The following is a 21033-nucleotide window of genomic DNA, read 5'->3' as shown; positions in this document are numbered from 1 at the left end:
TAAAATAAATTACAATCATGACTTATCAATCTCTACGTGAGGAATGTTATGAAGCAAACATGCAGCTTCCAAAACTGGGTTTGGTGCTTTTTACTTTTGGTAATGTAAGTGCTGTTGACCGTTCGCAAGGGGTGTTTGCTATCAAACCAAGTGGTGTACCCTATGAGTTTTTGAAACCAGAGGATATCGTTATTATGGATTATGATGCCAAAGTAGTAGATGGCAAAATGCGTCCTTCTTCAGATACCAAAACGCATGCTCAGTTATACAAAAACTGGGAAGGTATCGGCGGAATCACACATACACATAGTACTTATGCGGTGGCTTGGTCACAAGCTGGTTTGGACATTCCTATTTTCGGAACTACACATGCAGATCATACTCACCAAGATATTCCATGTGCTCCTGTGTTGACTGACGAAATGATTGAAGGTGATTATGAATTTGAAACTGGTAATCAAATCTTCAACTGTTTTGCTGATAAAGATCTTTCTTACAAAGAAATGGAAATGGTTCTTTTACAAAACCATGGCCCATTTACTTGGGGAAAAACGGCTGAAAAGTCAGTTTATAGCGCAGCTGTTCTTGAAGAGGTCGCTCGTATGGCTTATTTGACATTACAAATCAATCCTAATACACCCCGCATTAAAGACACTTTGCGCCTTAAGCATTACGAACGTAAACATGGTAAAAATGCTTACTACGGTCAAGGTTGCTAAGTGATGAGTTTAGATTTCTGAGTTTTGAAAACTAAACATTGTAAAGCATTTCTTTAAATGTACCTACGTTTCCGCTATTGGTTTTCTTGAAACATTAAAACCAATAGCGAAACAACCTACAAGTCAAACACTATATAATAATGAAGAGTGCTGAGTTGGGTAGAATTGTTGGGTTGTGAACACTAAATTTTTCATGCTCAATTCAGCAACGTATTTTTCAAAATAAACCTAAAAATCTTTGGTGAGTCTTAACCATCTTTTATCTCCTTCTATTAATCTATGAAGCTCGGATTAGAATCTCTCGACTACATTATTTTCTTTGTTTACTTCGTAATCGTGGCGAGCTACGGTTATTGGGTTTACAAAAATAAGGGTAAGCAAACTGCTGACTCAAAAGACTTTTTCTTGGCGGAAGGTTCACTTACATGGTGGGCTATTGGTTCGTCAATTATTGCCTCAAATATCTCAGCCGAGCAGTTTATCGGTATGAGTGGACAGGCTTTTCAATTAGGTATTGCTATTTCGGTGTACGAATTGGTGGGTGCTTTCTCGCTGATTTTGATTGCGGTATTTTTTTTACCGATGTATATCCGAAATAATATTTACACGATGCCGCAATTTTTGGCAAGTCGTTACGACAATCGTATCAGTACGATTATGGCGGTGTTTTGGTTGTTTTTGTACATTTTGGTAAACCTAACATCCATCATTTACTTGGGTGCCTTGAGTCTTGAAACGATGACAGGCTTTAGTTTTATGGCTTGTGCAACTTTCTTGACCATCTTTGCGATTTTTATTACCCTTGGTGGTATGAAAGTAATTGGTTATACCGACGTAATTCAGGTGGTTTGTTTGGTAGTAGGTGGTTTGGCAACGACTTACTTAGCCTTAGATTTACTTTCTGCAAAAGTGGGCTCGGGAGCAGGTATTTTCGAAGGCTTAAGTTTGATTAAAGACAAAGCGGATAGTCATTTACACATGATTTTTGCTAAAGGACAATATCAAGTGCATGATGGTCAAGGTGGTATGATTGATGCGTACAACCAATTGCCAGGCTTGTTGATGTTTATTGTTGGTGGTCAATGGATTGTAAACCTGAATTATTTTGGTTGTAATCAATATATCACACAACGCGCTTTGGGTGCAGATTTGAAAACGGCTCGTTCGGGTTTGTTGTTTGCTTCTTTCCTCAAAATGTTAATGCCAATTATCGTAGTGTTGCCAGGTTTGGCGGCGTATGTATTGTTCCAAGAAAATGCTGATATGGCAATTGTCGAAGGAATTAGAGAAGGTGGTATTGTAAAACCAGATAATGCTTATCCAGTTTTGTTAAATATCCTTCCTACAGGATTGAAAGGTATGGCGTTCGCAGCCCTTACTGCAGCGATTGTAGCGTCATTGGCAGGAAAGGCCAACAGTATCTCGACGATTTACGTTTTGGATATTCATAAGAAATTCTTTGCACCAGACCTCAACGAAAAGCAAATGGTATGGTTGGGTCGTGTATCTATTGTCGTTTCTTTTGTGATTGCATTGGCTATTAGTCCATTGTTGAAAAACTTAGGTCAAGGTTTCCAATACATTCAAGAGTATACGGGCTTTATTTCTCCAGGTATCTTGGCAATTTTCTTGTTAGGTTTCTTCTGGAAAAAAGCTACAGCCAATGGTGCTTTAGCAGCGACTATCTTGAGTATTCCAATGTCGGCATTCTTGAAAGTTCAAGCGCCAGATATGCCCTTCCTTAACCGTATGGGTGTTGTATTCTGGATTTGTGCACTGGTAACTGTTGTCATCAGTTTAATTGAATCAAAAGGGAAAGACCATCCAAAAGCATTTGTTGTAGATAGCAGCTGGTTTAAGTCAGATAAAGCGTTCCGTTTTGGAGCACTATTAATTACTGCCGTTGTTGTATTGATTTACACAATTTTCTGGTAGGATTATCGATTTGAAAATATGAAAATGAATTTGTATCCGTGGCTAGTACTCCAAACCATGGATACAAATTTTAAAAATCACTCAACCACTAATTCCATAAATCACTTAATACTTATCCCCACCCAATATTTCAGTTATTGATATGAAAATTCGATTTTTTTTAGGACTCCTCGTTGGAATGCTTCTTGGACTTGGAACAACATCTATGGCACAAAAAGATGTCTATTTGTTTTCTTCTTTCAGAGATAACGGTCAGGATGGTTTGCATTTGGCTTATAGTTATGATGGTTACAATTGGACTGCTTTGAAAAAAGATAGTTCATTTTTACGTCCAACTGTTAGCAAAGACAAGCTCATGCGTGATCCTTGTATTTTGAAAGGTCCAGATGGTTACTTTCACATGGTATGGACAGTTTCTTGGAATGATCTTGGTATTGGCTATGCACGTTCGAAAGATTTAGTGCATTGGTCTGAGCAGCAATTTATTCCTGTAATGGCACATGAACCAACGGCGCTCAACTGCTGGGCACCAGAGATTAATTATGATGCCAAAACCAAAGAATATTTGATTTATTGGGCTACTACCATTCCTGATAGATTTGTTAGTACCGAAGGTGGCAAAGGCGATGGCAAATACAACCACCGTATGTATGCGACTACAACAAAGGATTTCAAGACATTTACCCCTACTCGCTTGTTTTATGACCCTGGTTTCAACGTAATTGACGTATCTATTTTTCAAGTTTCCAAGAAAAAATATGCTATGATTATGAAAGATGAGACCAAAAACCCTGTCAAAAAGAATTTGAAGCTTGCTTTGAGCAAACAGTTGAACAGTGGTTTTTCGCCTGCTTCTGAACCAATCTCAAAACTAGATTGGATTGAAGGGCCAACGGTAACTAAAATTGGAGAGGACTGGGTTGTATATTTCGACCAATATACACGCCACAAAATGGGAGCTTTGAAATCGAAGGACCTAAAAAATTGGATAGATATTTCTGAAGAAGTTCATTTTCCGAAGGGTACTCGTCATGGTACGGTATTTAAGGCAAGTAAGGCAGAGTTGGAGTTTTTATTAAAACAATAAAAATCATTGGTGATGCAAAATGCTCTAATTTTTGATATGGACGGAACCATGGTGGACAACATGATGGTTCATCACCGTGCATGGCAAAAGAAACTCGCCGAACTGGGAAAAGTAATGACTTTGGAAGAAGTTATCGCTACATGTCATGGCAAAAATGATGAAATTTTACAGCGTATTTTCGGGGAACAATATTCTTTTGAAGAACGTGATAAAATTTCATTTGAGAAAGAAGCAATTTACCGAGAGGTATTTTTGCCCGAACTCAGGTTGGTGGATGGGTTAGCACAATTGCTACAAACGGCTCATGAGGCTGGCATTCCGATGGGGATTGGTACAGCTGCACGTGCCGAAAATGTAGATTTTGTACTAGACAATTTGAACATTCGTCATTATTTCAAGTCGATTGTTTGCGATCGTGATGTGACTTTAGGCAAACCCGATCCGACTGTATTCTTTAAGGTCGCCAACCAACTGGGCGTGCCTTACGAGCAGTGTTTGGTATTTGAGGATTCGCCCACAGGAGCACGCACGGCGCTCAATGCTGGAATGAAGGCTGTCATTATTACGACAACGCACAAAGCGGAAGAATTCGAAGGGTTTGCAAGCGTATTGTTTTGCCTACCCGATTACACAACCCTTAATCTGTTTTCAACTTTAAAACGTATTTGACATGAAATTTTTTATTGACACTGCCAATTTGCAGGAAATTCAAGAAGCACAAAACTTAGGTGTTTTGGATGGTGTAACAACCAATCCATCATTGATGGCCAAAGAAGGTATCAGTGGTAAAGACAATATTATTGCTCATTACAAAGCCATTTGTGCGATTGTAGATGGCGACGTAAGTGCTGAGGTAATCTCAACTGATTATGAAGGCATGATTGCTGAAGGCGAAATTCTTGCGGCATTGGATGAAAAAATCGTGGTAAAAGTGCCCATGATTAAAGACGGTATTCGTGCCATTCGCTATTTTTCTGATAAGGGCATCAAGACAAACTGTACGTTGGTATTCTCAGCAGGACAGGCCTTATTAGCTGCAAAAGCTGGTGCTACTTATGTTTCGCCATTTGTGGGACGTTTAGATGATATTTCATTTGATGGTATAGAGTTGATTGAGCAAATTCGCACAATTTATGACAATTATGGTTTCGAAACAGAAATCCTAGCAGCGTCTATACGTCACCCAATTCATATCTTGAAATGTGCTGAAATCGGTGCAGATGTGATGACTGGTCCATTAAGTGCTATCTTGGCATTACTTAAACATCCTTTGACTGATATCGGTCTTGAGAAGTTTATGAAAGATATGGCAGGAAAGTGGAACTAATTGTCTGAAGAAAGAAGAGTGCGGCGTTTTGAATTATTACTAAAAAATAGACAATTTTGGATAGGATTTTTGATTTCAAGATAGGAGAAGCTTTATCAATTCGAAATCAAAAATCCGACATCCGATATAATTCTTGATAACCCAAATTTTTCCATTTTACAGTAAAAAAACTATGAAAAAAAACAATCTCCTCGTAGCAAGTTTATTAGCAGCTAGTTTGTTGTTGGCTTGCGAAAGTAAAAAATCTGAATCTACTCAAGGAACTTCTGATAGCTTGAAAATCGAACAATCGGCTTTCGGAAAAGTTTCCGATAGCACACAAGCTACGCTTTACACCTTGCACAATGCCGCAGGAACTACCGTTCAAATTTCTGATTTTGGTGGTACAATCGTTTCTTGGACAGCTCCAGATAAAAATGGAAAATTTGATGATATCACGCTTGGTTGCGATTCACTTTCGGGTTATCAGAAAGGTGTTCCATATTTCGGCGCTTTGATTGGTCGTTATGGCAACCGTATCGCCAAAGGACAATTTACTTTAGATGGAAAAGCTTACTCTCTGGCTAAAAATAACGGACCAAATGCTTTACATGGCGGTTTGAAAGGGTTTGATAAAGTACTTTGGAAAGCTACGCCAATCGAAGGTGAAGAACCATCATTGAAATTGACTTACACAGCAAAAGATGGCGAAGAAGGTTATCCGGGCAATTTATCAGTAGAGGTGGTTTATACTTTGCAAAAAGATAATTCTTTGAAAATCGATTACAAGGCAACTACCGACAAAGCAACGGTAGTAAACTTGACAAACCATGCTTATTTCAACCTGAAAGGTGGTTTTGATAGCGATATCCTTGATCACGAAGTAACATTGAATGCTGATAAATTCTTACCAGTAGATGCAACGTTGATTCCTACGGGTGAACTAAAACCAGTAGCAGGTACTCCATTTGATTTCACTAAGCCATTCAAAATCGGTGCTAGAATCAATGATACTAAGGATGAGCAAATTAAATTTGGATTAGGTTACGACCACTGCTGGGTATTGACGGATTCAACGAAGAACTTGAAATTGGCCGCTTCGGTGTATGAGCCAACAAGCGGACGTGTGTTGGAAGTATTCACAACCGAACCAGCGATTCAGTTTTATACAGGTAACTTCTTGGATGGTACGATCACAGGAAAAGGTGGCAAAGTATACAAGCACCGTTTTGGGTTGTGTTTAGAGACGCAACATTATCCTGACTCTCCAAACCAAGCAAAATTCCCAAGCACTGTATTGAAACCTGGAGAAACGTATGAAACGACAACAGTTTATAAGTTTTCAGTAAAGAAATAAGAAAAATACAAAATGCTTTAAGGAAGACAGCTCTGTGTGAGCTGTCTTTTTTATTTTTTGTTAACAATAAAATTTAATTTTTTTTATTTTAAATATAATTATAATTTAAAAAATAGGGAAAAGTCCTATTTTTTTGGGCAAAACCGACATCTACACTAATTTTGTAATAAATCATGATATATTTTAAAAGTAACATATTGACCGCTTTTGCTATGATGCTCGCTATAATAATGATTAATTATGGCATTGCGGGGAAGGTTGTGTTACAATATCAGATTGAAAGCAAACCAGAAACCAATATCATTTTAGAACCAGTCGATGGCTATTTTGATGACATTGCTTTAGGCATTTCAAAGTGTTTTAAAAGCTTAGTAAAAATCTTACATGAATATGACGAACTAGGCTTTGGTCTTAAGTTCAATGCTCATCAGGCATCAATAAGATTTTATCATGCTTTTACGTTATGTAATATATTTCTTCTCATTCCTTATCGGTTATTAACCCAATATTATATCGACATCAATGCTCCATGAATTTTGGGTATATCGACTGAACTCTTCAGATATACAATTTATTTTTACAGTTAGGAACAAGCCAAATCACTGAATTCTGCTCTTGATGGAACAACTCAAGCTTTTGAGGAGTTGTAAAAGAGCCAACCTTATCATTTAACATTACACTATATGTGGAATAAAATCGCAGCGCTAATCATCCGAAATAGATTATTTTGGATTGGATTAATTATCGTATCAACCATTTACATGGGGTATCAGGCTAGCCGAATCCAATTATCTTATGAATTTGCCCGTATTCTTCCAGCAAACGACCCAATCGAACAAGAATATCAACGTTTCAGAAAATTATTTGGCGAAGATGGTAGCCTTATGGTGATTGGATACCAGTCGCCTGACTTATACAAATTAGAGAATTTTAACGATTGGTATGACCTTTCGCAGGCGATCAAAAAGCATGAGGGAATCAAAAATGTAATCTCTCTAACAAATTTGATTGACCTAAAAGTCAACGAGACAACCAAGCGTTTTGACGTAAAACCTTTGTTGACTCAAAAACCAAAGTCTCAGGCCGAGGTTGATTCAATTAAGGAAAAAATTGCCAATTTGAAGTTCTATGATGGTATGGTGATTAATACAAAAACCAATACCACCTTGATGGCGATTACTTTCAATGAGAAAGCTTTGAACTCAAAGAAACGTATTTCAATAGTTCAAGAAATCAGAGATTTAGCACATCAGTTTGAGGAAAAACACCATACTAAGCTTCATCTTTCGGGTATGCCTTTTATTCGTACTGCTACGATGCAAAAGGTATCGCACGAAATGGAGTTGTTTATGGGATTGGCCGTACTAGTGACTGCGGCAATTTTATGGTTTTTCTTCCGCTCTATTCGTTTCACTCTAGTATCAATTTTGGTGGTATTGATTGGTGTGGTATTTTCGGTGGGAACACTCGTAATGATGGGTTATAAGATTACGATGCTAACAGGTTTGATTCCGCCATTATTGATTGTGATTGGTGTACCAAACTGTATTTTCTTGATTAATCGCTACCAAGCAGAACTGTCGGCTCATGGCGATAAGCAGCTTGCGATTCATAATATGATCACAGGGATTGGTTTATCGACCTTCCTTGCCAATATGACTACTGCCATTGGATTTGGGGTGTTTTATTTTACTAACAGTAGTTTGTTGGTTGAATTTGGCGTTGTATCTGCCCTGAATGTAATGGTTACTTATGTATTATGTTTGGTGTTAGTTCCTATTTCGGTGTACTATATGGGCTTGCCGAAGGTAAAACATCTGAAGCATTTAGATGGAAAATGGGCAAAAAGTTTCTTGTCATGGATTGATCAAACAGTTCATAATCACCGTCCAGCAATTTATTTGACAGCTTTAGTAGTTGTGTTGGTATCTGCTTATGGTATGACCAAAATCAATGTAATCGGATATGTAGTAGATGACCTTCCTAAAAAAGATCCTATTTATGCTGATTTGCGCTTTTTCGAAGAAAACTTCAATGGTGTTTTACCTTTCGAAATTATGGTAGATACTAAGCATAAGAATGGGGTATTTGATAACCAAGCTGAAACCTTGTACAAGATAAAATCTTTACAAAATCGTTTGAAGCAATACAAGGAGTTTTCAAAACCATTATCGATTGTTGAGGCGGTTCGTTTCTTATACCAATCTTATAAAGGTGGCGAAGGACGATACTTTATTATGCCTAGTGTTTTTGAGTTGTCAAAACTCTCAGAATATCTACAAACTGATTCTTCATCAGCTTCAAAACAAATCAAACCGTTTTTGAACGATGATAAAAGTATCACTCGTATCAGTTACCAAATGGCTGATGTTGGATCGGTACGTATCAAAGAATTGATGAAAGAAATCCAGCCACAAGTGGATGAGATTTTTCCGAAAGACCAATATAAAGTAAGCTTGACAGGACATAGCTTGGTGTTTTTGAAAAGCAATGACTACTTGTTGGGCAACTTGTACGAAAGTTTGTTGATTGCCATTGTGTTGATTGCTTTGGTGGGTATGGTGCTTTTCCGCTCGATTCCTATCATTATTTTATCAAAATTACCTTGTTTGATTCCATTGGCATTGACAGCGGGAATTATGGGCTTTTTCGATATTCACTTTAAGCCTTCTACGATTCTAATCTTTAGTATTACTTTCGGTATTGCCTCAGATGGAACAGTTTATTTCTTGACTCGTTATCGTCAAGAATTGGAAGAAAAAGGCAATAGTGTACGCGAATCTATTACTAACACCATTTTTGGTACAGGTTTGAGTATGATTTATACAGCCGTGATTTTGTTCTGTGGATTCTCTATATTTGCTGCCTCAAGTTTTGGCGGTACCGCTGCAATGGGTGTGATGGTATCTATTACACTTTTGATTGCGATGTGTACCAACTTGATTTTGCTACCTGCTTTGTTGCTTACCATCAATCGTAAAAAATTGGATGTTAGAAAAACGAAAGCTGTAGTGTTAGAAGAACAATAAGATTGCTTTAAGCAGAATAGAATATACTAGAGGGATGATTGTCTTGTACAATCATCCCTCTTTTGTTTTTGACCGAATAATAGATTTTGGTGTATTATGAATGCTGAAATGCCTATTTTGCAGAAAATCTATCATAACATACATTTTAATCTCTCATGAAACACCTACTACCACTTTCTTTGCTAAAGCAGTCTGTTTTAGCCATAATTTTGTCCATTCTTTTTGCCTCCTGTAATGTTCTCAAAAATGAGGTTGACAAAATTGATTTGACCAAACCCCTCAACAAAGCCGAACCTGCCTTGAGTAATTTATCGTCAAAAGTAGGTGAAAACTTAGTGCTAGGTGCTACCAAAGCTCTTCCACACGCTGCGTCGAGTATAAAGGGATTTGCCGATACCTTAAATCCTGATATCGAAAAACTCATTCATGCGATTGCCATTGCGGGAGATACAACAAATATTCAGTTGACAAAGCTAGGGGATAATCTACATTGGCAAATTGGAAGACTCAAAGGAGATTTGAAATTCACAGATGAATTGGTTGCCAAAATCATGCGAACACTCGACAAAAATTCGCAAAGACTTTTGACCAATATGTTACAAAATGCCTTGGATTCAATGAATAGTCCAGCGTCGAAAGCAAAATTGGATTCTATTATTGGCAATATTTTAAGTGAAAAAACTTCCGTGCGTACCCAGCAATTGGTCAATAATACTTTACAACCAACAATAGATACTCTTACCAGTCGCATTGATAAAATCGTACATAAAGATATCCCTTTTGTGCAACGTCAGGCATCCATGATTATTGGCGGTATTACTTTGGCTGCATTGCTAATTATTGGTTTTGTGTGGTATCAAAGAAGAAAATATTTGAGACTGATTAAAGTATTAACCTACCAAATAGACCAAATTGCCGACCAATCTATTTATGATAATCTTACCAAGCATATAAGTTCACAAACTAAAAAGGAAGATTTAGAACCACTTCTAAAGAATATCCTCAGCGAGCAAGGAATCAATTAGTAGTTTGGAATTTTGAGTGATGAATTGTCCTTTGTCCTTGCCTAAAATAGGTTGTCCTCAAAACTGAACTCGATTTTAGCTTGTATTCCAAAGCTTGCTACTCAAAGCCAAACAAAAAACCACCGTACAAAATGCGCGGTGGTTTATTCAGTGCATTACAATATCAGATAATACACCTTGTCACTATTTCTATGATTTATTATCCAAAAAACTACTGCATTTGCATCCCTTCCATCGATGAGGCATTTTTAGAACTTCTCTTAAATATGCTCATATCCATCTGTCCGAAACGAATGGAGAGGTTCAATCTCACCAATTGTGGGTTGTTCAAACGATAGTAAGTTTGTGTAAATCCTTCGCCGTAAGATACTTGCGTATTTCCTCTTGTTCTGAAAATATCGTTTACCGAAAGTGTTGCCGAGGCAATATCGTTTTTCAAGAAACTTTTCTTAATAGCTATGTCAACTCCATAAAAAGGCTTGATATATCCTTGTGATGAACTTTGCGCCTGACTCATTGGAGGCCCAAAACCTTGATTTTGCGTAATAGGCATATTGGTTTTGCCTTGATAATCGCCAGAAAGCTGGATAACCCATTTTTTGGGTAAGGTAAAGTTATTGTTGATTTTACCAAACACTGTCCAAAGGGCATCTGTTGCCTGTGCGTTTTCTACGTTATCTGTGTTTATTTTTGAGTTATAGAAGTTCAAATTTGCAGTCAAATCCCAAAATGCCTTTAATTTAGTCGTAAATGTAAACTCTGTACCATAGGTAACGCTCGAATTGGCGTTGATATAGGTATTAATCAAGTCTGTTTTGCCACTAATAGGGTTGATTTCTTGGCTCAAATATCTTGTAATAAGGTTGTTGGTGTACTTATAATAGCCTGATGCCAAGAAGGTTGAATTACCTTTTGAGTGACTGTAGGAGATTTCGCTTGAGGTAGTAAATTCAGGAACTAAGTCTGGGTTTCCTCTTGTAATATTCAAGCTGTCGCTATAGTCAATGTATGGAATCTGTTGGAAAAAGTTAGGTCTGTTAACACGTCTTGTTACGCTCAATTGCAATTGATCTGTTTTAGACAATTCTCTTGTTAAGAATACCGAAGGAAACAAGCTGATTGGATATTCGTTACTAAATTTTTGATTGTTGGCTAAAAGAGAACCATTATATTTTGAGCTTTCGCCACGTAAGCCAACTTTGTAAGAAAACAATTTTGGCAATTTTCCAGCAAATGAAACATAGGCAGCATACACATAATTTTCACCTTCATAATTCACCGAAGCAGACGTGATATCTTTGTAAACATCAGAGCCTACTGCCTTCAAGGTATTGTTATTCAGGTTTTTGTTATAATTAATTTGGATTTTTGCGCCTGTTTCTAACGTAATCTTTCCTTTTAATGGTTTTACATAATCTGTTTGTACCGTCAAGACTTTATTGTTCCCTTCTCCAATATTTTTCTGGATTTGATTTCCAGTAATGGCATTTTGTGCATTAAAATAATTGGTAGAGTAAACCGCATTGGAAGAGTTGTTGCCACCAAAGTAGTTCAAATCGGCAGAAAGCTCCTCACCTTCTGTTTTAAAGTTTTGCTTGAATCCTAATTGCAAACCTCTTGGTTTGAAGGCTCTTTCGGTGTTCGAAAGTCTATTGCTCAAGCTGGTTAATCCGTTGGTTTTTGTTGTAATTTTCAAGTCTTCGGTTGGGTCAAAATTCCCTTGTCCAAAGAAGCCCGCTACCGAAAGTGTCGCACGGTTCGATACATAATAGTCCATGCCTAAACGACCAAAAGTCATATTGCCTTTTGTTTTGCTATTAATATCCTGAGCAATACTGGATTGGGTTCCACCTATGGAGCTTGAGCGGTCGCTATTACCAGTAACGTTGTTACGCATACGCATATTCATAAACATCATTGTTACGTTTACTTTATTTTGACGTACACTAAGGTTTCCCATAATATTAGAGCCACCAAAACGGTCAGCACCCACGTTTACCATGCCATTATAACCACTTTTTTTATTTTTCTTCAATACCAAATTCAAGATACCTGCTGTACTTCCAGAGGCATCATATTTGGCAGATGGATTCGTGATTACTTCTACCTTTTCTATTGCATCGGCAGGAATTTGGTCGAGGGTTAGGGTAGTCGGACGACCATCGATAAACAAAACAGGTGAGGCATTTCTTAATTTTACATTACCATCAATATCTACCTGTAATGAAGGAATATTGCGCATGATGTCTACCGCAGTTCCTCCAGAGGTAACTAGGTTTTTAGAAACGTTAAAACTTTTTTTGTCGATATCCATTTCTAATAATGGCTTAGAGCCATTGACAGTCACACCCTCAAGAAGTGTAGACTCGGAGGCTAATTTGATGTTCCCTAAATCTTTGTCCATAGCAGCCAGCATTTTCGCCATCATGGCAGGGTCTGGTTGTTGACCAGGTTTGGGAGCACCACCCTCCATTTTTGGCATAGATACAGCCAAGGGCATTTCTAGGGTTTTGTAGCCTACCGAGCTAATTTTGAGCTTTAACTTTGCCATCATGGGAAGACCTGAAAAACTAAAGTCACCATTTAATTCAGTTTGCATGGCTTTTACCAAAACATCCTTCTCTTTTTTGGTATCTTTATCAAATACGGATTTCAAGACAACTACAGAAGCAAACTCTACGGGTTTACCTTGTTCGTCTACTATTTTACCGTACGCTTTCCATTCTGGCATTTTGCCAGCGCCACCCGAAGGCATCTGGGCAATTCCCGTCATAGCGAGAAGCACCAACATTATTGTGAATATCTTGTTCATGATTGATAGAGTTAATTGAAAAGTTTATTGGAGGTTAATTTTACCTACTTCATTTTGAAAAATTGATTTTACTTGCGATTGATAGTTCAAATTTGGAGGCTATTTATGTAAATTCCATTTGGCTGTAGACGCAATGATGTGAACTGTATATGGATTGACTTAGAGGATTTCAATCTATTCACTAAGTTTGCTCTCAGAATAAATCTGCGCTGTGCCGCTTTACTGCGAAATAGGATAGTTTTTATATTCAAGGCTCGAAAAACTGGTAATTAGCCATTCTGCTATTTATCTCAATCATACAAACCAGATGATTAAACAAGTTATTAAACCATACATAGGACATATTCTTACGTGGACAATTCTGTATTTGTTTCCGTATATTATTTTCTTGTATGAGCCCAGCAAGCTTCAAAGGCTTGATTTTGCTTTCTTCAAGACTCATACAACCAACATGATTGTTTGGGCGATTATTTTTTATTCGCATCTACTTTATATTGGGCCAAAGCTTTTCTTCTCTGTTAAAAGATGGAAATACTTTAGTATTTTACTGGTTGGAGGATTGACTTATGCGGGTATCAATTATTTAATTTCGTTTATGGGACCACCACATCCCGTAAAAGTAGGTACTCTGGATTTCTTATTTGCTAGAGTAATTGGGCCTTTGTTTTTTTATACCGTTTGTATTTTGGCAAGTACGATGTTGTTTTTGTATAATGAGCAAGCACGACAAAAAGAACTATTTAAACAAATGGAATTGGAGAAGACCGTAGCTGAACTCAATATGCTAAAACTTCAAATTAGTCCTCATTTTTTGTTTAATACGCTCAATAACATTCGCTGGCTTGTCCGAAAAAGTCATCCAAACTCAGAAGATACGATTATCAAGCTGTCAGAAATACTTCGGTATATCATTTATGAAGTAAGCGATTCGAATGTTGAGATTAATAAAGAAATTGAACATCTCAGAAATTACATCGAGTTACAAGCGCTTCGTCTACCGATTGAAGGAAGTGTAGAGTTTCAGGTATCTTCATCTGTCAAGAATTACAGCATCGCCCCTTTGCTGTTTATTCATTTTGTTGAAAATGCTTTTAAATATGGTGTAGATAGCAAAAACTCTCCCGAAATCGTCTTTACCTTACAGAATACAGACAAGGGTATTTTGTTTTTATCAAAAAATAAAATACTCTTACAAAAGGCCACTCTCAATACCGAAGGCATTGGTTTGAGCAATATCAAACGAAGATTAGAGTTACTCTACCCCAATAAATATTACCTAGAAATTAGGAATCAAAATAATTATTTTGAGGTACAATTAGAGCTTATTTTAGATGAAAATTAGATGTATATTACTAGATGATGAGCCATTTGCGCTTAATATTTTAGAAGATGACTTATTGCAATTTTCTGAGGTAGAGGTATTGGCAAAATTTTATGATGCTAATGATGCTTTGGCGTTCTTGGAAGCAAATGAGGTAGATGTTTTATTTTCTGATATTCAAATGCCTGAAATACTTGGAACTCAGTTTGTAAAGACCTTGGAAAAGCCTCCTTTGGTAATTTTTACTACAGCTTACAATCAATATGCTGTCGAAGGGTTTGAATTAGATGCGGTAGATTATTTGGTAAAACCTATTCGGAAAGAGCGAATAGCGATAGCCCTTAAAAAGGTAGAAGATAGACTCAAGTTGAGAGAATTGCCACTTGCTGAGGAATTACCTCAGTATATCATCGTAAATGCTGAGTACAAAAAAGTGAAGATATTTTATGACGAAATTCTATACATTGAGGGGCTAAAAGACTATGTGAAGATTTATATTCATGATAAAACATATCCTATTCTTACAAGAAGTAATTTAAGAGGAATTGAAAATAAGCTATCAGAACAGTGTTTTGTGAGAATTCATAATTCCTATATTGTTAATAAACAGAAAATCACTGGATTCCATCACTCGAAAGTTTTATTGTCTAAAATTGAGCTACCTGTTGGGAAGAAATATATCAACAATATTAAGGCATTACAGTAACTGTTAAAGTAAGTCAAAACAGGATTATTATGGCTAAATCATAACAAAAAAGGAGATTTGCCGTTAATAAATCTAGAAAGAATAAAACGCCATAAATCCTCAATTCAATTTGTAAAAATACTACTTTATTCAACGCAAAATCCAAATACAAGTATCGGTTCGGTCAATTCCTGATTCTTGTCATTTTTTGAAAAAAACGTAGTATGACTCAAATTACTGGTTTATCTTTGCGCCATGGTAAACAAAGTCATAGCAATACTTCTACTGTTTTTACTAAACATACCGTTGTTTAGCAAGTGGAGTTTTGTGGTGTATTACCAAGTCAACAAGAGTTATATTGCCAAAGAACTTTGTATCAATAAAAACAGACCCCAGCTTCATTGTGATGGTAAATGTTTTTTAGCAAAAAAGTTAAAGGCTGAAGAAGAGAAAGAACAAAAAGCAACCTCTGAGAAATTAGAAAAAATGCCCGAAATTGTACTTTTCTTCGATAACAATCCTGTTGACTTTTCAGGAAATAGCTCTTTTGAAGAGCTTCCTAAGCTCCATTCTTTCTCTTATTTAGAGCCGAAATACGGTTCTCCTCTTCTTGGGATTTTTCAACCTCCCAAAATCTAATCCAATGTTTCCTACAATGTAATGGAATGGCTCGTTTGAGGGCATGGATTGACTATTGCTTTATATTTCAGGATTTTAACTTGCGAGTGTTTAAGTACTTTTTGTGGTACTTTTGCCTTCGCTTGTCAATGGATTTCTTTAATACGAATCACGATAGTCATGAAAAAACATTTGTTATTAATCTTCGGAGTTTTTGTTGTTGTTGCCTGTCAAAAAAAATCGGACGAACCTAGTCCTGAAACTTATTTTGTGGCACCTAGTCATTTTCCTAAGCCTGTATATCCAATTGATTCTAATGTGATAACAGCAGCGGGTTTTGATTTGGGCAAAAATTTATTTTATGACGGAATCTTATCCAAAGATAGCACCATTGCTTGTGGGGAATGTCATCGACAAACCTACGTTTTTACCCATCACATGCACGATTTAAGTCATGGGATTTATGGAAGAGTCGGTCTACGGAATGCCCAGTCTTTACAAAACTTAGCTTGGCGTGAGCGTTTTCAATGGGACGGTAAAGCGGCTACTTTAAATGAACAACCTATTCTTCCTATCGAACATCCCGATGAAATGGATGACGATATTGATGATGTGGTTGCCCGAGTTGGTCGCCACAAAGGTTATCAAGATAAATTTAAGGCTGCTTTTGGTTCTGAAGGGGTCACAAAAGAGCGTTTGCTTAAAGCACTCGCTCAATTTATGCTGAGCTTAGTTTCGTATCAATCTCGATATGATAAATATATTCTAAAAGATGCATCGGCGAGTTTTACGCAAGATGAGTTAGACGGTATGAATTTGTTTAACTCAAAAGGATGCTCAAATTGCCATAAAGGCGTTTTGTTTACGGATGAAAGTTTTAGAAATAATGGACTTTCAAAATTCGAACGAACAAAGATTGAATATATTAATGAGAAGCCTGTGCTTCAAATTGTAGTAGACGAAGGTAGATACAGAGTTACAGGAAATACGAATGATAAATTCAAGTTTAAGGTACCAAGTCTTCGTAATGTTGCTGCTTCATCGCCTTATATGCACGATGGAAGGTACACCAGTTTACTCGAAGTATTGAATTTTTATGATGCGAGTGTACAAGACTACGGAACGTTAGACCCAGTTTTGCGACAATCCAATGGGCGCTTAGGTATTCAGATGACCGCAGAGGAGAAAAGAAAGATTATCGCTTTTCTGAATACACTCACAGACGACACTTTTTTAAAAGACAAACGCTTTGCAGAGCCTGATGGCTTTCCTGTAAGGTAAATCAAAAACATTATAAAAGACATTTTACAAAATGAAATCTTTATTCAAATCTTTATCAATTATTGCCTTTACGTTTTTGACAGTACTTTCATGTACTAAAGATGATGTAGAGCCGATTGGAGCGAGTGATAAAAACAACGTAAGCCTTGAGTTTGATAACTTGATGGGCGGGCAAAAAATTGTATTGGGTTCTACCACTGCAAAAAATGCTGCAGGGGAAGATTTTACCGTAACTACGTTAAATTATTTTATCAGTAATGTTTCATTGAAAAAAGTGGATGGTAGTACAGTTGACTTCAAAAATCAATATTTTTTAGTGCGCCAAGCCGATGCAACAACTTTGATTCAATCTTTAAAAGACGTTCCTGCGGCTGATTACAAAGAAGTCACTTTTACGATTGGTGTAGATAGTGTAAAGAGTGTTTCACCAGTGGAAGAACGTACAGGAGTATTAGACCCAGCGGGATTCTCGGATGATGGCATGTATTGGTCATGGAACTCAGGTTATATTTTCATGAAATTAGAAGGAACCTCAACAGCAGTAGCTGCAAATGCAGCTGGCTTAAGAAGATATCAGTACCATGTAGGTGGTTTTGGTGGTCGTACTAGTGTTACTCCAAATAACTTAAGAACCGTTACGCTTTCATTGCCAAGTACGATGACCGTGCGCAAAAGTATTGCTCCGACGATTCATTTTGTGGCTGATGTAACTAAGGTATTTTCTGGCACTACAACGCTCAAATTGGCCGATGCACCTGTAATTATGTCTCCTGCACTGGCTACTCCAATTGCCAATAATTACAAAAATATGTTTGTAGTAGACCACGTACACAATGACTAATATTTAGCCTATTGGGACAAATGTAGTTTGTCCCAATGGTTTATCCTATTAAAGTGATGCTAAGAAGATACGAACTTGAAAAGTGGCTTGAAGGCACTGGAATTGTGTTACTTCCTAAGCCAAGTATTGTCGAAAGAGCAATTGCCATTATTCGATTGACTAGCGAAAAGAGATTGATTTTTTGGCTGCTAATATTTCATATATTTTCATTTGCCTTGTTGCTCATGGGGATTTTATCAATCTAAATAAATGATGAAGCGAGTACACTTGATGATGTCAATGGTATTGCTGGGATTTTTGGCTTGCACTGATTCAGAAAAGAATCCTTCTATTCAGTTTGTGCAACCAAGTAATTTCCCTGCACCAACTTATGATATTTCTCGAAATCCAGTCACACCCGAAGGATTTGAGTTGGGTAAAGCCTTGTTTGCTGATCCGCTTTTGTCACGCGATAATACGATTAGCTGTTCAGAATGTCATAGCCAGAGTTTTGCTTTTACACATCATGGTCATGATTTGAGCCATGGGATTGATGGAAAAGTAGGAGCCCGCAACTCGTTACCAATTCAGAATTTAGCTTGGCAATCAGAGTTTTTTTGGGATGGTGGTGTTGGTGACCTAGATTTTGTTCCCCTCGCTCCTATTGAAAATCCCGTTGAAATGGATGAGAAAATTGGGGTTATTCTCGAAAAACTTCGTAAGACTTCCTACTATCCTAGTCAGTTTAAAAAGGCATTTGGAACAGAAGAAATCAATACACAAAGATTCTTGAAGGCACTTTCGCAATATATGTTGACTCTGGTTTCTGCTAATTCTAAATATGATAAAGTCATGAGAAAAGAAGCTGGAGCTGTTTTTACAGCGGATGAACTGGCAGGAAAGGATTTGTTTGAGCAAAAATGTTCTTCATGCCACAGTGGAGTTCTGTTTACAAATCAGTCCTACCGAAATAATGGATTGAGGATTCAAGGACCTGAAGATTTAGGACGTGGTAGAATTACCGAATTAGAAGCTGATAAATACAAATTTAAAGTACCGAGTTTGCGAAATATCGAAGTCTCTGGCCCTTATATGCACGATGGGCGATTTTATACCTTGGAGGCTGTTTTGAATCATTACACGGATGATGTTCAGAATACTCCCAATCTCGACCCTGTACTAAAAGGGGGTATTTCGTTGACCGAAGAACAAAAAAAGCAAGTGATTGCTTTTTTGAAAACGTTGACGGATAAGACTTTCTTAACCGATAAAAGGTTACAATAGTCTTTAAATTGGTCTCATTTTTAACTAGGTTTTTATGCGATTCAAGCTATTTTTACTCATATTTTGTTGTACCTTTTTTTTCGAAAGTAAAGCATGTGATATTTGTGGGTGCTCTAATGGGAATGCTTTTTTTGGAATATTGCCTCAATCCCACCGAAGCTTTTTAGGGTTGCGTTATCGCTATTCAAATTTTGATTCGCATCTCAACTCACAATTGCTGAAAACTAAAGAAAGTTTTCATACCACCGAACTTTGGGGTCGATTTTATCCTTTCAAGAAAGTACAAATTTTGGCTTTTGTACCTTATAACTTTAATTCACAAACACAAATTTTGCCAAATATCACCAACACGATTCAAGGATTGGGCGATATTACAGTATTAGGTCATTACAATGTGCTAAATACTTTTTGGGATAGTACTGCACATGCAGTAAACCACAATTTAATGTTGGGTGTAGGGTTAAAAGCTCCTACTGGTAGATTCAAATATGATTTGAATAGCTCAGAAGAAGTAGCCAATCCTAATTTTCAATTAGGTACAGGAAGTACAGATTTTTTGATAAATGCGATTTATACAGTACGCTATAATCAATGGGGTTTGAATACTGATTTGACCTATAAAATCAATACAAAAAATAGTAATCAGTATCAGTATGGAAATAAACTTACAACTGCTCTTACAGCGTTCTATACCAAAGATGTAGGGAAAGGGAATACCCTTATGCCAAATGCAGGAGTTTATTGGGAATATGCTCAAAATGACTATGATAAAGGCGTTTTAAATAAAGATACTGGGGGTTATATGGCCTCGGCCAATATAGGATGTGAAGCATTTTTTAAGAAATTTAGCCTAGGCTTTACGCATCAAATGCCCTTCTCGCAAGAGTTATCAAGAGGTGAATTAAAAGCTAATGCTCGTACCTCTGCTCATATTACTTTTATGTTTTAATCCAAAATTCAATAATGAAGACAATCTTATGCTCTGTGTTGGTACTTGCAGTAAGTTTCCAACAAGCTCCTAAAGACAAAAAACTAAAAGGCGAAAGTAAAAAAGAGATAGTGGCAATGGAGGCCAAAGACCCTGTTTGCAAAATGCACGCTGAGAAAGACACCAAGTTTACAAGTACCTACAAAGGCAAACAATATGGCTTTTGTAGCGTAGTTTGTAAGGAGATGTTTGATAAAAAACCTGAAAAGTTTGTGAAGAAATAAAGAAAAAGGGCTGGGAATTTCTTCCAGCCCTTTACTTTTGTGAAAATCTTTTAACGTAGGCTTTAAAAGTATTTACCTAAATCAACACAAACTATCGCTACAGTATGAGAAGTACATATATTATCAGAACAGTTATATTATTAGGAATGATTTTTATCCTTGTCGACTTGGGATTCTTTTTGAAGGGAGATTTTAATGAGGGATACATGGATTATTTCAGAATTATTGATTGGAGCTGTTTTGGTTATTCTTTATACCAAGTATTTCAACTGAGTCGATATCGTTTGCCAGAACAAATGATGAGTAAATTGACCATTCGTTTGGTCGCATTTACCCTGATTTACTTTTTGTTTATATTTGTGTTCAAGAGTTATGCCGTGCCAGCAGGGGTATTTATTGGACATATTTTGATTTTAAGAAACGAATTAAAGGGAATTGGGTAGGGTTGTTGAAATTGTTCTTAGATAAATTCATGAAAAAAATTAAGCCCGATGGATAGTTTTTCTATCAATCGGGCTTTTTGATTGGTAACTTCTATCGTC

The 21033-nt window shown here is 36.9% G+C and carries 19 protein-coding genes; 18 read left to right on the top strand and 1 reads right to left on the bottom strand.

The genetic code is table 11. The annotated features are described in order from the left end of the window. Positions 1-17: 17 nt before the first annotated feature. The 9 genes from ACOVQ4_RS19440 (at position 18) to ACOVQ4_RS19400 (ending at position 10458) form a co-directional block, all read left to right on the top strand. Positions 18-719 (top strand): L-ribulose-5-phosphate 4-epimerase, encoded by a 702-nt coding sequence (locus ACOVQ4_RS19440; protein WP_421822268.1) that lies wholly within the window; start codon positions 18-20, stop codon positions 717-719. Positions 720-998: 279 nt separating this feature from the next. Then, positions 999-2654, top strand: coding sequence for a sodium/sugar symporter (locus ACOVQ4_RS19435; protein WP_095168301.1), 1656 nt, complete (start codon positions 999-1001; stop codon positions 2652-2654). Positions 2655-2796: 142 nt separating this feature from the next. Then, the gene (locus ACOVQ4_RS19430) at positions 2797-3741 is read left to right on the top strand and encodes a glycoside hydrolase family 43 protein (RefSeq protein WP_421822267.1); all 945 of its coding nucleotides are present in this window, start codon (positions 2797-2799) and stop codon (positions 3739-3741) included. A 12-nt stretch (positions 3742-3753) separates the two neighbouring features. Further along, positions 3754-4410, top strand: a complete 657-nt coding sequence (locus ACOVQ4_RS19425) for an HAD family hydrolase (protein ID WP_421822266.1) — start codon at positions 3754-3756, stop codon at positions 4408-4410. 1 nt (position 4411) lies between these two features. Beyond that, positions 4412-5068, top strand: a complete 657-nt coding sequence (gene fsa, locus ACOVQ4_RS19420) for a fructose-6-phosphate aldolase (protein ID WP_166579266.1) — start codon at positions 4412-4414, stop codon at positions 5066-5068. 172 nt (positions 5069-5240) lie between these two features. Then, on the top strand, positions 5241-6404 hold the full coding sequence (locus ACOVQ4_RS19415; RefSeq protein ID WP_421822265.1) for an aldose epimerase family protein: 1164 nt from the start codon (positions 5241-5243) through the stop codon (positions 6402-6404). A 173-nt stretch (positions 6405-6577) separates the two neighbouring features. Further along, positions 6578-6937 carry a hypothetical protein gene (locus tag ACOVQ4_RS19410; RefSeq protein ID WP_421822264.1) on the top strand — a complete coding sequence of 120 codons (360 nt, stop codon included), beginning with the start codon at positions 6578-6580 and terminating at the stop codon, positions 6935-6937. 150 nt (positions 6938-7087) lie between these two features. Continuing rightward, positions 7088-9433, top strand: a complete 2346-nt coding sequence (locus ACOVQ4_RS19405) for an efflux RND transporter permease subunit (protein ID WP_421822263.1) — start codon at positions 7088-7090, stop codon at positions 9431-9433. A gap of 155 nt (positions 9434-9588) precedes the next feature. Next, positions 9589-10458, top strand: a complete 870-nt coding sequence (locus ACOVQ4_RS19400; RefSeq protein WP_421822262.1) for a hypothetical protein — start codon at positions 9589-9591, stop codon at positions 10456-10458. 211 nt (positions 10459-10669) lie between these two features. Here the strand turns inward: ACOVQ4_RS19400 and ACOVQ4_RS19395 are convergent, their stop codons facing one another. After that, complete coding sequence (locus ACOVQ4_RS19395; RefSeq protein WP_421822261.1) at positions 10670-13270, bottom strand: TonB-dependent receptor domain-containing protein; 2601 nt, start codon at positions 13268-13270, stop codon at positions 10670-10672. 307 nt (positions 13271-13577) lie between these two features. Between ACOVQ4_RS19395 and ACOVQ4_RS19390 the strand changes: the two genes are divergently transcribed. The 9 genes from ACOVQ4_RS19390 (at position 13578) to ACOVQ4_RS19350 (ending at position 20934) form a co-directional block, all read left to right on the top strand. Continuing rightward, positions 13578-14612 carry a sensor histidine kinase gene (locus ACOVQ4_RS19390; protein WP_421822260.1) on the top strand — a complete coding sequence of 345 codons (1035 nt, stop codon included), beginning with the start codon at positions 13578-13580 and terminating at the stop codon, positions 14610-14612. Continuing rightward, positions 14602-15297 carry a LytR/AlgR family response regulator transcription factor gene (locus ACOVQ4_RS19385; RefSeq protein WP_421822259.1) on the top strand — a complete coding sequence of 232 codons (696 nt, stop codon included), beginning with the start codon at positions 14602-14604 and terminating at the stop codon, positions 15295-15297. Before ACOVQ4_RS19390 ends, ACOVQ4_RS19385 begins: the two co-directional genes overlap by 11 nt. 285 nt (positions 15298-15582) lie before the next feature. After that, positions 15583-15915: a hypothetical protein gene (locus ACOVQ4_RS19380; RefSeq protein ID WP_421822258.1), complete on the top strand. Its 333-nt coding sequence runs from the start codon at positions 15583-15585 to the stop codon at positions 15913-15915. 159 nt (positions 15916-16074) lie between these two features. Next, positions 16075-17175 carry a cytochrome-c peroxidase gene (locus ACOVQ4_RS19375; protein WP_421822257.1) on the top strand — a complete coding sequence of 367 codons (1101 nt, stop codon included), beginning with the start codon at positions 16075-16077 and terminating at the stop codon, positions 17173-17175. A gap of 31 nt (positions 17176-17206) precedes the next feature. Then, entirely contained in the window at positions 17207-18016 is an 810-nt protein-coding gene (locus ACOVQ4_RS19370) for an MbnP family protein (protein ID WP_421822256.1), read from the top strand. Between the two features lie 249 nt (positions 18017-18265). Next, positions 18266-19279, top strand: coding sequence for a cytochrome-c peroxidase (locus ACOVQ4_RS19365; RefSeq protein WP_421822255.1), 1014 nt, complete (start codon positions 18266-18268; stop codon positions 19277-19279). A gap of 169 nt (positions 19280-19448) precedes the next feature. Next, on the top strand, positions 19449-20228 hold the full coding sequence (locus ACOVQ4_RS19360) for a hypothetical protein (protein WP_421822254.1): 780 nt from the start codon (positions 19449-19451) through the stop codon (positions 20226-20228). Positions 20229-20242: 14 nt separating this feature from the next. Further along, positions 20243-20491 carry a YHS domain-containing protein gene (locus ACOVQ4_RS19355; protein WP_421822253.1) on the top strand — a complete coding sequence of 83 codons (249 nt, stop codon included), beginning with the start codon at positions 20243-20245 and terminating at the stop codon, positions 20489-20491. A 104-nt stretch (positions 20492-20595) separates the two neighbouring features. Further along, positions 20596-20934: a hypothetical protein gene (locus tag ACOVQ4_RS19350; protein ID WP_421822252.1), complete on the top strand. Its 339-nt coding sequence runs from the start codon at positions 20596-20598 to the stop codon at positions 20932-20934. Positions 20935-21033 lie beyond the last annotated feature (99 nt).

The sequence above is a fragment of the Flectobacillus sp. genome (assembly GCF_049240685.1).
Classification (GTDB): domain Bacteria; phylum Bacteroidota; class Bacteroidia; order Cytophagales; family Spirosomataceae; genus Flectobacillus.
This window is presented reverse-complemented; position numbering and strand designations above follow the sequence as displayed.

What these genes read in the sequence shown, in the direction of transcription:
- ACOVQ4_RS19440 (WP_421822268.1), top strand. Translation starts at nt 18, where the DNA reads ATGACTTATCAATCTCTACGTGAGGAATGTTATGAAGCAAACATGCAG.
- ACOVQ4_RS19435 (WP_095168301.1), top strand. Translation starts at nt 999, where the DNA reads ATGAAGCTCGGATTAGAATCTCTCGACTACATTATTTTCTTTGTTTAC.
- ACOVQ4_RS19430 (WP_421822267.1), top strand. Translation starts at nt 2,797, where the DNA reads ATGAAAATTCGATTTTTTTTAGGACTCCTCGTTGGAATGCTTCTTGGA.
- ACOVQ4_RS19425 (WP_421822266.1), top strand. Translation starts at nt 3,754, where the DNA reads ATGCAAAATGCTCTAATTTTTGATATGGACGGAACCATGGTGGACAAC.
- fsa (WP_166579266.1), top strand. Translation starts at nt 4,412, where the DNA reads ATGAAATTTTTTATTGACACTGCCAATTTGCAGGAAATTCAAGAAGCA.
- ACOVQ4_RS19415 (WP_421822265.1), top strand. Translation starts at nt 5,241, where the DNA reads ATGAAAAAAAACAATCTCCTCGTAGCAAGTTTATTAGCAGCTAGTTTG.
- ACOVQ4_RS19410 (WP_421822264.1), top strand. Translation starts at nt 6,578, where the DNA reads ATGATATATTTTAAAAGTAACATATTGACCGCTTTTGCTATGATGCTC.
- ACOVQ4_RS19405 (WP_421822263.1), top strand. Translation starts at nt 7,088, where the DNA reads ATGTGGAATAAAATCGCAGCGCTAATCATCCGAAATAGATTATTTTGG.
- ACOVQ4_RS19400 (WP_421822262.1), top strand. Translation starts at nt 9,589, where the DNA reads ATGAAACACCTACTACCACTTTCTTTGCTAAAGCAGTCTGTTTTAGCC.
- ACOVQ4_RS19395 (WP_421822261.1), bottom strand. Translation starts at nt 13,270, where the DNA reads ATGAACAAGATATTCACAATAATGTTGGTGCTTCTCGCTATGACGGGA.
- ACOVQ4_RS19390 (WP_421822260.1), top strand. Translation starts at nt 13,578, where the DNA reads ATGATTAAACAAGTTATTAAACCATACATAGGACATATTCTTACGTGG.
- ACOVQ4_RS19385 (WP_421822259.1), top strand. Translation starts at nt 14,602, where the DNA reads ATGAAAATTAGATGTATATTACTAGATGATGAGCCATTTGCGCTTAAT.
- ACOVQ4_RS19375 (WP_421822257.1), top strand. Translation starts at nt 16,075, where the DNA reads ATGAAAAAACATTTGTTATTAATCTTCGGAGTTTTTGTTGTTGTTGCC.
- ACOVQ4_RS19370 (WP_421822256.1), top strand. Translation starts at nt 17,207, where the DNA reads ATGAAATCTTTATTCAAATCTTTATCAATTATTGCCTTTACGTTTTTG.
- ACOVQ4_RS19365 (WP_421822255.1), top strand. Translation starts at nt 18,266, where the DNA reads ATGATGAAGCGAGTACACTTGATGATGTCAATGGTATTGCTGGGATTT.
- ACOVQ4_RS19355 (WP_421822253.1), top strand. Translation starts at nt 20,243, where the DNA reads ATGAAGACAATCTTATGCTCTGTGTTGGTACTTGCAGTAAGTTTCCAA.
- ACOVQ4_RS19350 (WP_421822252.1), top strand. Translation starts at nt 20,596, where the DNA reads ATGAGAAGTACATATATTATCAGAACAGTTATATTATTAGGAATGATT.